10 protein-coding genes are annotated in these 16,817 nt (G+C 34.2%); 1 reads left to right on the plus strand and 9 read right to left on the minus strand.

What is annotated here, in order from left to right:
- Positions 1–72 precede the first annotated feature (72 nt).
- The 9 genes from ACZ2G2_RS10865 to ACZ2G2_RS10905 form a co-directional block, all read right to left on the minus strand.
- A complete protein-coding gene (locus ACZ2G2_RS10865) occupies positions 73–1,881 on the minus strand; it encodes an acyl-CoA dehydrogenase family protein (protein WP_470392097.1) in 1,809 nt (602 codons plus the stop codon).
- 128 nt (positions 1,882–2,009) lie between these two features.
- Complete coding sequence (locus ACZ2G2_RS10870) at positions 2,010–3,200, minus strand: acetyl-CoA C-acyltransferase (protein WP_101203173.1); 1,191 nt, start codon at positions 3,198–3,200, stop codon at positions 2,010–2,012.
- Positions 3,201–3,205: 5 nt separating this feature from the next.
- Complete coding sequence (locus ACZ2G2_RS10875; protein ID WP_470392098.1) at positions 3,206–5,614, minus strand: 3-hydroxyacyl-CoA dehydrogenase NAD-binding domain-containing protein; 2,409 nt, start codon at positions 5,612–5,614, stop codon at positions 3,206–3,208.
- Between the two features lies 1 nt (position 5,615).
- Positions 5,616–6,071, minus strand: coding sequence for a MarR family winged helix-turn-helix transcriptional regulator (locus ACZ2G2_RS10880; RefSeq protein ID WP_090839702.1), 456 nt, complete (start codon positions 6,069–6,071; stop codon positions 5,616–5,618).
- 119 nt (positions 6,072–6,190) lie between these two features.
- Positions 6,191–7,963, minus strand: coding sequence for an AMP-dependent synthetase/ligase (locus ACZ2G2_RS10885; RefSeq protein ID WP_470392099.1), 1,773 nt, complete (start codon positions 7,961–7,963; stop codon positions 6,191–6,193).
- A gap of 261 nt (positions 7,964–8,224) precedes the next feature.
- Complete coding sequence (locus ACZ2G2_RS10890) at positions 8,225–9,031, minus strand: helix-turn-helix domain-containing protein (RefSeq protein ID WP_272022683.1); 807 nt, start codon at positions 9,029–9,031, stop codon at positions 8,225–8,227.
- Positions 9,032–9,105: 74 nt separating this feature from the next.
- Complete coding sequence (gene purL / locus ACZ2G2_RS10895) at positions 9,106–12,801, minus strand: phosphoribosylformylglycinamidine synthase (protein WP_470392100.1); 3,696 nt, start codon at positions 12,799–12,801, stop codon at positions 9,106–9,108.
- 163 nt (positions 12,802–12,964) lie between these two features.
- Positions 12,965–14,803: an endonuclease gene (locus ACZ2G2_RS10900; RefSeq protein WP_470392101.1), complete on the minus strand. Its 1,839-nt coding sequence runs from the start codon at positions 14,801–14,803 to the stop codon at positions 12,965–12,967.
- A gap of 27 nt (positions 14,804–14,830) precedes the next feature.
- The gene (locus ACZ2G2_RS10905) at positions 14,831–16,042 is read right to left on the minus strand and encodes an RsmB/NOP family class I SAM-dependent RNA methyltransferase (RefSeq protein ID WP_090839692.1); all 1,212 of its coding nucleotides are present in this window, start codon (positions 16,040–16,042) and stop codon (positions 14,831–14,833) included.
- A gap of 165 nt (positions 16,043–16,207) precedes the next feature.
- Here ACZ2G2_RS10905 and ACZ2G2_RS10910 point away from each other — a divergent pair, with 165 nt between their 5' ends.
- Complete coding sequence (locus ACZ2G2_RS10910; protein WP_090840120.1) at positions 16,208–16,786, plus strand: RNA polymerase sigma factor; 579 nt, start codon at positions 16,208–16,210, stop codon at positions 16,784–16,786.
- Positions 16,787–16,817: the final 31 nt, after the last annotated feature.

Consider the following 16,817-nt stretch of genomic DNA (forward strand, 5'->3'; position numbering starts at 1 on the left):
GGTTTTGTTTGAATTAAAAAAAAAGCTGTTTCATTACAAAACAGCTTTTTTAGGGTAATTAAAACTTAATTTTTAGAAGCAGTATTTTCCTTCTGCTTTTACTTTTTCAGCAATCTCGATACGTAAATCTACGATATCTGGATAGTTAGCATATTTTGTAAAACGCTTAAGCCCCATTAACATCATACGTTGTTCGTCTCCTTCAGCAAAAGAAATAATACTTTCTTTTCCTTTTTCTTCAACGATATCTACAGCATGATATAAATATAATTTAGCCATTGCGATTTGAGCAGATTGCTCTTTTTCGCTAGTACGCTTAACATTTTTCTCTGTTCTTAAAATTGCAGATTCTGCCATGTAGATTTCAATTAAGATATCTGCAGCTGCAATTAATAATTGTTGATGATCTTCTAATTGAGGACCATATTTTTGAACAGCACCACCAGCAACCATTAAGAATGTTTTCTTAAGTTTTGCTATCATGATTTTTTCTTCTGAAAATAACTCAGAGTAATCAGGTGTATCAAAAGATGGTATACCCATTAATTCTTCTTGTACTTTAGAAGCAGGACCTAATAAATCAACATGACCTTTCATTGCCTTTTTCACTAACATACCAACAGCTAACATTCTGTTAATTTCGTTAGTACCTTCATATATACGGGCAATTCTAGCATCTCTCCAAGCTGACTCCATAGGCGTTTCTTCAGAGAATCCCATTCCACCAAAAATTTGGATTCCTTCATCTGCACAATTTTGTACATCTTCAGACACAGCAACTTTTAAGATAGAGCACTCAATTGCATATTCTTCAACACCTTTAAGTTCTGCTTCTTGATGTGTATTTCCGGCAGCTTCACGCATTGCGATTCTGTCTTCAATATTTTTAGCAGCTCTATAAGTAGCAGATTCACCAGCATAAGCACTTGCAGCCATTTCAGCTAACTTTACTTTAATTGCTCCAAAATCTGCAATAGGTGTTTTAAATTGCTTACGCTCTTTAGCATAATTTACAGCAGTAGTTAAAATTCTTCTTTGAGAATCTAAACATGCAGCAGCTAATTTAATACGACCAACGTTAAGTGCATTCATGGCAATTTTGAAACCTTCACCACGACCAGCTAACATATTTTCAGCAGGAACAACAGTGTCGTTAAAAAATACTTGACGCGTAGAAGAGGCACGAATACCTAATTTATGTTCTTCTTCACCTAAAGTAATCCCATTTGGAGTGTCTCCATTATATTCTACTATAAATCCAGTAATATTTTTATCACCTTCAATACGAGCAAAAACGATCATCACACTACAGAAACCTGCATTTGAGATCCACATTTTTTGTCCGTTAATTTTGTATGATTTTCCATCTGCAGAAAGCTCTGCAGTTGTTTTACCAGAATTTGCATCAGATCCAGCTCCAGGCTCTGTTAAACAGTAAGCTCCAAACCACTCTCCAGATGCTAATTTTGGTACGTATTTTTGTTTTTGCTCCTCTGTACCATATAAAGTAATTGGCATAGTACCAATTCCTGTATGAGCACCAAAAGCAGTACTAAATGATCCAGTTCCAGAAGAAATATAATCACAAGTTAATACTGTAGAAACAAATCCCATTCCCATTCCACCAAAAGCTTCAGGTACTGCGACACTTAAAAAGCCCATGTCTCCAGCTTTACGCATAACCTCTTCAGTTAATGCATAATCTTTAGCTTCAAAACGTGCTTTATGAGGAATGATCTCACGATCGTTGAATTCCATTACAGAATCTTTCATCATTGATTGTTCTTCTGAAAAATCTTCAGGAGTAAACACGTCTTCACAATTTGTTTCTTTTACAAGGAATTGACCTCCTCTTAATATATCTTTTTCTTCTGTTGCCATAACTATATTATAATCTTGTTATACTTATTATTGTTTGTCTGTTCAAGCGTAGTCGAGTGCTATTTTTTTTTACTATCCGATTTAAAAAGTCTCGACTGCGCTCGACCGGACAGAAATCATGTATTGTATTAATTAAGGAATTCGAATATCCCGCAAGCGCCTTGACCTGTTCCAACACACATGGTAACTGCACCATATTTGCCTTGCATGTCACGCTTACGCATTTCGTCAAAAAGTTGTACAGATAATTTTGCACCTGTACATCCTAATGGGTGACCCAATGCAATTGCACCACCATTTACGTTAATAATATCTGGGTTAAGACCTAACTCTCTAATTACCGCTAAAGATTGAGAAGCGAAAGCTTCATTTAACTCAATTAAAGATAAATCGTCTTGTTTTAATCCTGCTTGTTTTAGTGCTTTTGGAATAGCTTTTACTGGTCCAATACCCATAATACGAGGCTCAACACCTGCTGCAGCATAGTTTACCATTCTTGCAATTGGCTCTAAACCTAACTCCTTAACCATGTCTTCACTCATAACCATTACAAAAGCAGCACCATCACTCATTTGTGACGAGTTACCAGCTGTAACACTTCCTCCAGCAGCAAATACTGCTCTAAGTTTTGCTAAAGCCTCTTTACTTGTTCCTGCACGAGGTCCTTCATCTTTAGTTACTGTGTAAGATTTTGTCGCTTTCTTTCCGTTAGCATCAATGTAAGTTTGTTCCACTTCAATTGGTACTATTTGATCTTGAAAACGATTTTCAGCTTGCGCTCTTAAGGCTTTCATATGCGAATTGAATGCAAATTCATCTTGGTCTTCACGAGATACTTTAAACTGTTTTGCAACAGCTTCTGCAGTATTTCCCATTCCCCAATAATAATCTTCATGACCAGATTTTACGATATCGTAGTTCAATTCTGGTTTAAAACCAGTCATTGGTACGCTACTCATACTTTCTGCTCCACCAGCAATAATACAATCTGCCATTCCAGCTTGTATTTTTGCAGTTGCCATACCAATTGTTTCTACTCCAGAAGAGCAAAAACGGTTTACAGTTACACCAGGAACATCTACAATATCTAATCCCATTAAAGAGATTAAACGTGCCATATTTAATCCTTGAGAACCTTCTGGCATTGCGTTACCAACAATTACATCGTCAATACGCTTTGGGTCTAAACCTGGCAATTCCTTCATCATATACTTGATGGTTTCGGCTGCCAATTCATCTGTTCTTTTAAAACGGAACACGCCTTTTGGTGCTTTACCAACTGCGGTTCTATATGCTTTTACTATATATGCTGTTTTCATTTTTCTTAGTTTCTTAAAGGTTTACCTTTTGTTAACATGTGCTGAATACGCTCTAAAGTTTTACGTTCTGTACATAAACTTAAGAAAGCTTCACGCTCTAAATCCAATAAATATTGTTCTGTTACACGTGTTGGTTCAGATAAATCTCCACCAGCCATTACGTAAGCTAATTTATTAGCGATTTTCATATCGTGTTCAGAAATGTAGTTAGAGTCTTCCATAGAGTCTGTCCCGACCATAAACATTCCTAATGCTTGTTTACCTAAAACTAAAACGTCATCTCTTTTTACTGGTTGTGTGTAACCTGAATTAGCCATTAGCATAGCGTGTTGTTTTGCAACTGCTATTTGACGGTCTTTGTTTACAACCACAACATCTTTTCCTTTTTGCAATAAGTTTAAGTCAAAAGCTTCGTAAGCAGAAGTAGATACTTTAGCCATACCAATAGTTAAGAAATGCTCTTGTAAAACGTTTAATTGTACATCGCCTTTATGGAAAAGGTCTTGCGCTCTTAAAGCCATTTCTTTAGAACCACCACCACCAGGAATAACACCAACACCAAACTCTACAAGTCCCATGTAAGTTTCTGCTGCTGCAACTACTTTATCTGCGTGTAATGATAATTCACATCCACCACCTAAAGCCATTCCGTGAGGAGCTGAGATAGTTGGGATAGAAGAATAACGCATACGCATCATAGAATCTTGGAAATATTTGATAGCCATGTTAAGCTCATCATATTCCTGCTCTGCAGCCATCATGAAAATCATTCCGATGTTTGCACCAACAGAGAAGTTGGCAGCTTGGTTACCAACTACTAAACCAGCAAAATCTTTTTCTGCTAAATCAATAGCTTTATTTAATCCAGCTAAAACGTCTCCACCAATAGTGTTCATTTTAGATTGGAATTCTAGGTTAAGGATTCCGTCTCCGATATCTTCGATAACAACACCAGAGTTTTTAAACACTTCGTTTGTTTTTCTAATATTATCAAGGATAATGAAACTGTCTTGACCAGGTATTTTAGTTTGTTTTTTAGACGCAATATCATAAAAGAAAGAAGCTCCTTCTTTTACAGAATAGAAAGATGTGTTACCAGAAGCAACCATATCGTTAACCCAAGCAGCAGGTTCTAAACCTTCCGCTTTCATTAATTCAATTCCTTTTTCTACTCCAATAGCATCCCAAATTTGGAACGGTCCGTGTTCCCAACCAAAACCAGCTTTCATGGCATCGTCAATTTTATAAAGCTCGTCTGAAATTTCAGGAATACGATTAGATACGTAAGCAAATAATGCAGTGAAGCTTTTTCTGTAAAACTCACCTGCTTTATCTTTTCCTTTTACTAATACTTTAAAACGGTCAACTACTTTATTAATCGTTTTCGTTAATTCTAAAGTTGCAAATTTTGCACGTTTAGCAGCACGGTATTCTAGTGTGTTTAAGTCAAGAGATAAAATTTCTTTTTTCCCTTCAGCAGACACCGTTTTTTTGTAAAAACCTTGTCCGGTTTTACTTCCTAACCATTTGTTTTCCATCATCGTGTTGATGAAATCTGGTAGTTCAAATAACTCTAAACGTTCGTCTTTAGGACAGTTTTCTCTAATTCCGTTTGCCACGTGAACCAAAGTATCTAAACCAACAACATCAACCGTACGGAAAGTTGCCGATTTTGGACGACCAATTACTGGTCCTGATAATTTATCTACTTCCTCAATAGTTAAATCTAAATCTTTAACTGCGTGAAATAAACTTTGGATACTAAAAATACCAACTCTGTTTCCGATAAAAGCAGGCGTATCTTTAGCAATAACAGATGTTTTTCCTAAGAATTTTTCGCCATATTCATTTAAAAATTCTAAAACAGAAGGGTCCGTTTTTGGACCAGGTATTATTTCAAATAATTTTAAGTAACGTGCAGGGTTAAAGAAGTGCGTTCCGCAGAAATGTTTCTGGAAATCTTCACTACGACCTTCACTCATAAAATTAATAGGGATTCCAGATGTGTTAGACGTAATTAACGTACCTGGAGTTCTGTATTTTTCTAAGTTTTCAAACACCATTTTTTTGATGTCTAGTCTTTCAACTACAACTTCCATAATCCAATCTACATCTGCGACTTTGGCAATGTCATCTTCTAGGTTTCCTGTAGTGATACGACTAGCAAAAGCCTGACTGTAAATAGGTGATGGTTTAGATTTTAAAGATGCAGTTAAAGCATCGTTTACTAATCTGTTTCTTACGACTTTGTCTTCTAAAGTAAAACCTTTAGCTTTCTCTTTGTCGTTTAGTTCTCTAGGAACAATGTCTAATAGTAATACATCTACACCAATATTGGCGAAGTGACAAGCGATACCTGATCCCATGATTCCGGAACCAATAATCGCAACTTTTTTAATTCTACGTTTGCTCATATTATTTTAAAATGTGTTCTTTTTGATTGTATATTTTTTTGTTTGAAATCAATTCGTTGATAGTATCAGAAACTTCAAAAAAGTGTTTTAGCTTTTCTTCAGAAATATGATTTTTAATGGCGTCATTAAAAACTAATACACGCTCTTTAGCATCTTGACGTTTTTGTTTTCCAAACTCTGTTAAATAGATTAGTACACCGCGTCCATCATTTGGATTTGGTTTACGCACTATTAAATTTAATTCTTCCATGCGTTTTAAAATACGAGACAAACTAGTTGCTTCCATTCCCATTATAGGACCTAATGACGTAGAAGGGGTTCCTTCTTCTTGATCAATACTTAACAAAGTAAAACCAGTAGCCATTGTAGTCCCAAATTTAGCAGCCTCCTCATTATACATTTTGTTGACAGCTAACCACGTGGTTCTAAGCATGTAGTCTATGGTTTTGTCCTTCATATTTTAAACATAATTATTTAGTGATATTGTAAAGATAGTAAAAATTTATTATGCACGCATAGTAAATTTAAAATTAGTGCATAAAAAAAGCTATCTAAATTTAGATAGCTTTTGAAAGTTTAACTTCTGTATATTTTATCATAAAGGTCTTGATAGATGCCTTTAATGATATCCCGTTTCATTTTTAATGTTGGTGTTAAATGTCCACCATCAATAGACCAAACATCTGGCGTTAGTTCAAAACGTTTAATACGTTCCCATTTTCCAAAGTGCGAATTGCAGTCGTTTATTTCTTCTTGTATTCTGTCAATTACTATTTGAGAGCTAATAATTGCTTGTGGATTTTTTTCAATATTTAATGATTTTCTTTGGATCCATTCTTCAATAAATTCAAAGTTAGGCTGAATAATAGCAGCTGGCATTTTTTCGCCTTCACCAACAACCATGATTTGCTCTATAAATCTTGATTGTTTTAATTCGTTTTCTAAAAGTGTTGGAATTACATATTTACCACCAGAGGTTTTAAACATTTCTTTTTTACGCCCTGTGATTTTTAAGAATCCGTCAGCATCAATTTCTCCTTTATCTCCTGTATGAAAATAGTCACCAGTCATTACACTAGCTGTTTTTTCTGGATCGTTAAAGTAGCCTAACATGACGTTTCTACCTTTTATAAGTAATTCGCCATCTTCAGCAATCTTAACATCTACACCGTCAATAGGTTTTCCAACCGTACCAACTCTAAACATATTGTTAGCATATTGACCAACAGATACCACTGGAGATGTTTCCGTCAAACCATAACCTTCCATGACTTGCATTCCAGCAGCACAAAAAATACGTGTTAATCTTGGTTGCAATGCAGCACTACCAGAAACCATAGTTGTTAGTTCTCCTCCAAGTGCATCTCTCCATTTACTAAAAATCAACTTGTTGGCTATTTTTAATTGAAACTCATACCAAGCTCCATTTTCACCATAGGGTTTCCATTGCTCTCCAAGTTTAATGGCCCACATAAATAATCCTTTTTTGATACCTGTTAATTCGGCACCTTTAGCATATATTTTATCGTATACTTTTTCTAGTAGTCTTGGGACTACACTCATTAAATTAGGTTTGATTTCTTGAGCATTTTCTCCAATTTTATCAATGCCTTCTGCATAATAAATAGAGACACCGGCGTGTTGGTATAGGTATATAAGTACACGTTCAAATACGTGACAAATTGGTAAAAAGCTTAGTATTCTTGGGTTTTCGTGTGCTAAAGGCAAGCGTGGTACACTACTTAGTACGTTACTTGTAATATTGTCATGCGATAACATTACACCTTTAGGTTTTCCTGTTGTTCCTGATGTATATATAATTGTAGCTAAGTCATTTGGCTTAACACTATCCATTCTTTTTTGAACTTCTACTTGATTAGCAGTGTCTTTTCCTAATTCAAATAATTCAGAGTAATGTTTACAACCTTCTATATGGTCAAAACTATACACTTCTTTTATTTGGGTCTTAGCTCTAACTTTGTTTACTTTTTCTAATACGCCAGCATCAGAAACAAAACAATAGGTAGATCCACTGTGGTTTAAGATATATTCATAATCTTCAGCAGATATGGTAGGATAAATTGGTACGTTTTGAGCTCCTAACTGCAGGATACCAATGTCCATAATATTCCACTCTGTTCTGTTATTTGTAGATATTACAGCAATTTTTTCATCTTTATTGACCCCTAGTTTTAGTAAAGCTCTACTTACAGCATTAGCTTTGTCCAAGTATTCTTGGGTTGATGTTTTTTCCCACACACCATCTTTTTTAGTTACTAAAGCAGCATCTAAATTATGTTTTTCTTGTTGGTAATAAGGGAAATCAAAAAGGCGAGTAATTTCTATCATCTGATATATTGCGAAGTTAATAAGTATTGCAAAGTATGAAAATTAAATTCTAATTCAAACAGTTGCAAAAAAAAGGAGCCGTAATTAAACAGCTCCTAAGCTAACTGATTGATAGCGTGAATACATGCTTTTTGATTTTTATTTAATAACTAACTATGTTTAAATGAATCCCTTAACTTTCATTTAAATTAAATAAAATGCACAAATTCTAAGCTAAATTATGTAAAATCTAACGAAATTAAATGTAAATAATCGTAAAAATTATTCTTTTAAATAATTACTTAAAAATTTATTTTCGGTTTTAAAGTAGTCTGCGGGCTTTAAATTCATAAAAAGCTTGAAGTCTTTAGAAAAGTGAGAAAAATCGTAATAAGCGTAGTAATCTACTAATTGAGAGATGGTTGCTTTGTTAGATTCGTACTGTCTCATCAAGCATAAAAACTTATATAATTTAATGAATTTTAAAGGGGTTAAACCTATTATTTTTTTAAACTGAATTTCTAAGTTTTTTTGAGAAATAGGAAAGATCTTTAATAATTCTTCCACATTAATAATACCTTCTCTTTCATAAATCACTTTGATCACTTCGTCTACTAGTATGGTGTTTTTACTTTCGTAAATATCCAATTTAGCAAGTTGATTTTCAATTTTAGAGGCTAGCGCTTCTCCTTTTAAGTTTTCTTTAAAAATAGGATTAAGTAAACTATATAAAGGACTGTCTACCTTTGAAAGGTCGATATGTTTATCTGTAAATTTAGAGATGTCTGTCTTTAATAATTTATAAAGTGCAGTAGGGTGGAAGCTAATACCAAAATTAAAATAAGGTTTTATAGCTTTTAAGGTGTATGATTTATACGACTGGCCTAAGACTATTAACCCTAAACTTTTATAGGTAATACTTTTAAAATTTGTTTCTATACCTTCCTCTGAGTCCACAAATATAATATGTGACTGTGCGGTTGGTATTATTTTTGAACTTAGCGGTATACTGGTTTCCGCGACGTTAAGTTCATAAAAATTTTGAACTAACTGGTTAGTGTTAGCGCTTTTTATGTATCTAAAATTCATTAATAGCTTTTTGTACTGAATTATTACACCATAAACTTATGAAATTACTTATAGTTTATGGTGTAATTTTTTTATTATTTATTAACTATCCATTCTTTAGCATTAACAAATGCCTCAATCCAAGGAGAGACGTCGTCTGTTCTGTTTTCTGGATAATTTGCCCAATTCCATTGGAATGTAGAACGCTCGATATGCGGCATCATAACCAGGTGACGTCCAGTTTTATCACACAACATGGCAGTATTAAAGTCTGAGCCATTAGGATTTGATGGGTAGCTATCATAACCATATTTGGCAACAATATTATAGTCTTGCTCTGATTTTGGTAAGTTAAATTTACCTTCTCCGTGACTTATCCAAACCCCTAAAGTAGTGTCTTTTAAAGAAGAAAGCATTACAGAATTATTGTCTTGAACGGTTACTGATGTAAACGCACTTTCGTGTTTCTTAGAGTCGTTATGGTGCATCTTTCCATGTACATCATGCTCAGGATTAATTAGCTCTAATTCCATAAAGAGCTGACAACCATTACAAATACCAACAGATAAAGTATCTTCTCTTTTAAAGAAGTTATTTATTACCTTATTAGCGTTATCGTTATATTTTATTGCTCCAGCCCAACCTTTTGCAGATCCTAAAACATCACTATTAGAAAACCCACCAACAGCACCTAAAAACTGAATATCTTCCAATGTTTCGCGACCAGATATTAAATCTGTCATGTGTACATCTTTAACATCAAAGCCAGCTAAATACATAGCATTTGCCATTTCGCGTTCAGAATTACTTCCTTTTTCACGTAAAATTGCAGCTTTAGGTCTTGGTTTTGTAGTGTCTATACTTGGTAGTTTTCCTGTAAAATGTTCAGGGAACTTATAATTTAAAGGTTGATTTTTGAAATTATCAAAACGTGTTTTTGCTAACCCATTTGCTGTTTGCTTTTGGTCTAACAAAAAAGATGTTTTATACCATGTATCTCTTAATTTAGAGATAGTCATAGATAATTTTTCTGTTCCGTTTGTAATATTTAAAGTGTCACCAGTTGTTACTTTACCAATGTTATAAAAAGTGATATTAGCATCAGAAAGTACTTTTTCTATCGTGGTATCTTTAGATTGAAAAACAATACCAGAATTTTCAGCAAATAGTACTTTACAAGAATCTTTCTCGTTTAAAGCAGTAATGTCTAAAGTGGCACCTAAATCAGTGTCAGCAAAACATAATTCTAATAAAGTTGTAATTAAACCACCAGAAGCCACATCATGACCAGCAATAATTTGATTATCTTTTATTAGTTGTTGTATTGTATTAAATACTGTTTTTACAAATTTGGCATCCTTAGTGTTAGGAGTGCTGTTTCCTATTTTATTAAGTGTTTGTGCAAAACTACTACCACCTAATTTAAAATCGTCTTGAGATATGTTTATGTAATAAATGTCTCCACCGTTATTTTTAAGAACAGGTTCGATTACATTTTTTATATTGTTACAATTTGCTGCTGCAGAAATAATGACCGTCCCTGGAGAAATAACTTCTTCATTTTGGTATTTCTGTTTCATTGATAATGAATCTTTTCCTGTTGGAACATTGATTCCTAAGTTAATAGCGTATTCCGAAATAGCTTTAACTGCTTCATATAAACGTGCGTCTTCACCTTCGTTTTTACAAGGCCACATCCAGTTAGCGGATAACGAAACTGATTCTAATCCATCTTTTAATGGTGCCCAAATAATATTAGTTAAAGCTTCTGTGATACTGTTTCTACTTCCAGCAATAGGGTTAATTAAACCAGAAATAGGAGCGTGCCCAATTGATGTTGCAATTCCTTCTACACCATTATAATCTAAAGCCATTACACCTAGATTATTAAGTGGTATTTGTAATGGTCCAACACATTGTTGTTTGGCAACTTTACCACCAACACAACGGTCTACTTTGTTTGTTAACCAGTCTTTACAAGCTACAGCTTCTAATTGTAATACTTGGTCTAGGTAGCTATGAAATTGGTTAGGAGTATACTCTAAATTACCATAATCTCTAGCAACCGTAGTATCCGTCATTATAGTTTTTGGAGAACTTCCAAACATATCCTCTAAAGCTAAATCCATAGGTTTATCACCTTTGGTTTTAGATTGGAATGTAAATCTGTGATTTTCTGTTACGTCACCTACAGTATATATTGGAGAACGTTCTCTGTCTGCAATTCTATTTAAGTGCTCTAAATGCTTTTCTGCAATAACTAGTCCCATACGTTCTTGAGACTCATTACCAATAATTTCTTTTGCAGATAAGGTTGGGTCTCCAACAGGTAAGGCATCTAAATCAATAGTTCCTCCGGTATCTTCCACTAATTCTGATAAACAGTTTAAGTGTCCACCTGCACCATGATCATGTATAGAAACAATAAAGTTTTCTTCACTTTCTACCATTCCACGTACAGCATTGGCAGCACGTTTCTGCATTTCTGGGTTTGAACGTTGTACAGCATTAAGTTCAATCCCTGATGCAAACTCTCCAGTGTCTGCAGAAGATACTGCAGCACCACCCATACCAATACGGTAGTTTTCTCCTCCTAATATTACTATTTTATCACCTTTTTTAGGCGTGTCTTTTAATGCTTGGTCTGCTTTACCATATCCAATACCACCAGCTTGCATGATTACTTTATCGTAACCTAATTTACGTTGAGATCCTTTGACTTCATTAGGTTTGGCATCTTTAGTTTCGTCATGCTCAAAAGTTAGTACGGAACCACAGATAAGTGGTTGTCCAAATTTGTTTCCAAAATCCGAAGCACCATTACTAGCTTTAATTAAGATATCCATTGGTGTTTGGTATAACCAAGGACGTGCGTCCATAGCTTGTTCCCAAGGTCTGTTATCTTCTAACCTAGAGTAAGAAGTCATGTAAACAGCTGTTCCAGCTAAAGGTAAAGATCCCTTTCCTCCAGCAAGTCTGTCTCTAATTTCTCCTCCAGAACCTGTTGCAGCACCATTAAAAGGTTCTACAGTGGTTGGGAAGTTATGTGTTTCCGCTTTAAGCGAAATAACAGAATCGTAATCTGTTTTTGTGTAATAATCAGGTACATCAGCTCGTTTTGGTGCAAATTGCTCCACTTTTGGACCTTTTATAAAAGCGACATTATCTTTATAAGCAGAAACAATAGTGTTTGGATGTTGCTTTGCTGTTTCTTTAATTAATTTAAAAAGAGATGTTGGTTTTTCTTCACCATCAATTATAAATGTTCCATTAAAGATTTTGTGACGACAATGTTCTGAGTTTACCTGAGAGAATCCAAATACTTCAGAGTCTGTTAATGGTCGTCCTATTTTTTTAGAAACACCATCTAAATAAGCGATTTCCTCATCGTTTAGCGCTAAACCTTCTTGTTGGTTATATGCTGAGATATCATCGATATTTAAGATAGGCTCTGGCTGAATATTAATAGTAAATGACTCTTGAGTTAAGGTACTATATTTTTCAGAAATCATAGGGTCAAAACCTTTAAAATCTTTGCTTGAAGCTTCAAATTCTTCAATTCTGATGATGCCTTCAATACCCATGTTTTGGGTGATTTCCACAGCGTTAGTACTCCAAGGTGTAATCATAGCAGCTCTTGGGCCAACAAAAAAAGCATCTAACGATGCTTGTTCTATTTTTGGTTGGTCGCCAAATAACCATGTCAACTTTGAGATGGTTTGAGTTGATAATTCTTTTGTTGCTTGAACAGCAAAGACTTTACTGTTTTGGTTTCCGAAGAAATGAATCATTATGTTTTTAGTTTGAGTGTTGTTTTTTATAAAGAAACAAATTTAGGTTTTTTAGTGCTAATTGTAGGTAATATTTCTTGCTTAATTTAAGAGTTATTCACTAGGTTTTTAACAAAAAAAAAGCGACTCATTTCTGAGTCGCTTTTTTTAAGAAATTAAAAAATTAATTTTTAATTATTTTTTTTGTGATCGTTCCATTAGCAGATTCTAATTTCATGATGTAAACACCTTTACTAAGACGCGATACATTTGCTTCTTTGTTAGTTGGTGTAACATTACCAGTTATGATGCTTTTTCCTAAGATATCGTAAATCTCAAAACGTGTGTCTTGTTTTACTTCAATATTTAAAAGCGATCCATTTAATGGATTTGGATAGATTTTAGTTTGATTTAAATCAAATTCTGGTGTACTTAATGTTTCGTAACACGTCCAAAATAAATTGTCAATTGCAACTCTTGCTCCGCTAGAGTCACTATCATCTTGAATTACTACGGTAATGTTTCCTTCAGTATTAATACCAGAAACGGTAGCTGTTTGCACAGTTGCGTCATAAGTTACATCTCCTTTTAAAACACCATTTACATAAATGTTAAGCGTACCTCCTGAACCAGAAAACACTTGTTGCGTTGTTAATGTAAGATCTGCAATACCTCCTGCTATTAGTGGTGAAGTTAATGTACCTGCACTATTAGTTCTCATGTCAATTACTATTGCTCTAGATCCGTTTATGTTTTGGTCTGTTCTAGCTCTAGTTGCATTCCATTCTCCGTAGCTATCTGTCCAAGTTCTTGAAGAGTATGAGCTACTGTTTGCAGGCATTAATTCAAAATCTTGTTCGACAGGGTTAATGCAACTTGTTCCAGCAGGTGTCCCTGCTAATGTTGTAGCAGTATCTGATGTACTTTGTGCTGATGAGTTATTGGCTGCATCTTTAGCTAAAACGGTAAAGACATATGTAGTTTCAGGGTTTAATCCTGTAACTGTAAATGTAGTTGCTGTTCCGTTAGTTGATGTGTATAAAACACCATCTACGTATATAATATAGGTTACAACCGCAGTATCATCTGTAGAAGCCGTCCATGTTAAATCAACAGTATCTTCTGTTGGATTACTTGCAACTAATCCTGTAGGGACTGTTGGTGCTACTGTATCTGCCTCAGGTTGTTCTCCCCATCTGTTTTCTGCAGGAGTACCTCCCCAAATAACAGTTGCTAAATATGGATTGTCAATAAAAGGGTTACGGTTACCTTGTGCATAGGTATTAGATAAATCACCATGGTAAGCGTTTCTGTTATCTTCAATTAAAGACACAGGGTCTTCAGCGTTCCACTCTAACAATAAATCAATCATGTTAGGGTCAATACTATTAGTTGCTCCAGAAACAGCAAAAGATGGAAGACATTGTGTACCATATCTAGTATACATGTACATAATTATTCTTGCAGCATCACCTTTAAACTCATCTCCAGCATACCATAAGCTAGAGCTAGTACTAGTATTTCCTGCATTTCCAGATCCCGCAGCAAACTTTTTGTTTCCACGATTAGAGTTCATTTGTACGTCAGACGGTCTTAAGTTGTGTCCGTCTGCATAAGGCGGTCCAGATGAACCAGAACTGTCTAAATCAGGGTTAGCTAAAGAGTTTGGAAAAACGTGTTCTCTGTTCCAATCTCCAGTACCACCTCCGTTTAAATTTTTATTTCTAGATCTGTCAGTTACACCGTTTCCGTCTGTATCGCTATATCCATAAAATAAAATAACATTGTTTGGGTTGTCAATATCCTCATCAGTTACTTTACTAGCTTCCCAGATTCCTGGTGTGTAACTTAAAGCATTAGTATGATTTGCAGCTGTAGTTGCCGCTAAATCATCAAACAAATCTAATTGAGTTTTTGTAAAGTCAACCCCATTGTAATAAGCTTGAAGCTCAGTCGGTGGTGCTAGTTGTGCATAACTTAATGCAGAGATTAAAAATGAAAAAAGTAAGTAAAAGTGTTTCATAGTAGTTGTGTTTAAATATAATTGTAATTATTTTCTTTCTAATAAAGCCATATAAAAGCCATCAAAACCAGATTGATGAGATAAAATTTTCTTGTCTTTTACTAAAGAAAATTCTTTTCCGTTATCTGAAGCTAGAAATTTAGCAACTTGTTCTTGATTTTCAGAAGGTAAGATAGAGCATGTCGCATACACTAATTTACCACCAGATTTAACCATTCTTGAGTAGCTATTTAAAATTTCGGCTTGTGTTTCCTTGATTTTTTCAATAAATTCAGGTTGCATTTTCCATTTCGCATCAGGGTTTCTTCTTAATACACCTAATCCAGAACAGGGCGCATCAATTAATACACGATCCGCTTGATCGTATAATTTTTTGATAACCTTTGTGGAGTCAATATGTCTTGGCTCGATATTATGCGCGCCAGCTCTTTTTGCACGACGCTTTAGTTCTTTTAATTTATTAGCATAAATATCTAAAGCTATAATTTGACCTTTGTTTTCCATTATAGATGCAAGGTGTAGTGTTTTACCACCAGCACCAGCACATGTGTCAACCACACGCATTCCTGGTTCTACCTCTAAATATTCAGCAACTAATTGAGACGATCCATCTTGAACTTCAAAATGTCCTTTTTGAAACATATCTGTTGTAAACACATTGGCACGCTCGACAAGTTTTAAAGCATTAACATGCTTTGGTACTTCTTCAGTTTCAATATCTAAATCGAATAATTCTTCTTTTAATTTCTCTTTAGTCGTTTTAAGAGTGTTTACTCTTAGGACAACATCAGCTTGTTGGTTTAAAGCAGTTGCTTCTTTAGACCATATTTTTTCACCTAATTCTTTTTCGGCTAACGCATCCATCCAATCTGGAAAAGATTCTTTAATCTTTCTAGTCTTAGATAACTCGTCAAAACGACCTTTAATTTTTCTTGTTGGTGTATTTTCAAAATACTTCCAGTCTGGAAGTGTAATTCCTTTTAAAGTAGCCCAAACCGCAAACATACGCCAGATTTCGTCTCTGTTAAATGGTTCTTTTACTTCAGCAATTTCTGCATAAAGACGTTTCCAACGTACTATATCGTAAGTAGTTTCGGCAACAAAACCTCTGTCACGACTTCCCCAACGTTTGTCACGTTTAAGTAATTGTTGTACAACTTTATCAGCATAATGACCTTCGTTAAAGATTAATAATAACCCATCAACGGTAGCAAAGCATAAATTTTTGTGTAAGCGCATTTTTTTGTATTTAATAACGTGCAAAGTTACTTAAATAACACTAATTTTTGATGCTTTTTTGTATTAAGATATATAGTTTTACCTTTTGAAAAAATATTTTTAAAATAAACGCAAGTTTTTTAAAACTTATGCATCTAAATATAGTTAACACAATAATTGCCTTTTTTGACCGAAACTGAATTTATAGAACAACTTAAAAACCAAACAAGTGCTGCTTATGGTAAGCTTTTGGACGATTTCCAACAAAAGGTGTTTGGGACGTGCTTGTCGTTTGTGCCCAATAAACAGGATGCAGAGGATATTGCGCAGGAGGTGTTTGTAGAAGTTTTTAATTCTATAAATAAATTTAAAGGACAGTCTAAATTGTCTACTTGGATTTATAGAATAGCAACTAATAAATGTTTAGAGTTTATCAGGAAGGGGAAAGCTAAGAAACGTTTTGCCTTTTTACAATCCCTATCAGGAAACGATTATAACTTAGATAAAGCTAGTTATTTTACAGAGATTAATCATCCTGGATTAGTAATGGAGCAAAAAGAAACTAGCGAAACCTTGTTTTTAGCAATTAATAAACTGCCAGAAGCACAGCGTATTGTTTTTACATTAAATAAAATTGATGATAAAAGCTATAAAGAAATAAGCGAAATAACAAAAAAGAGTATTGGCTCTATCGAGTCTTTATTGTTTAGAGCTAAAAAGAATTTACAAATTATTTTAAAAGAATTTTATAAAAACCATAATTAGACGCAAGTTTTTTGAAAATAAAACATCTAAA

This window comes from Olleya sp. KKT75, from assembly GCF_055635485.1.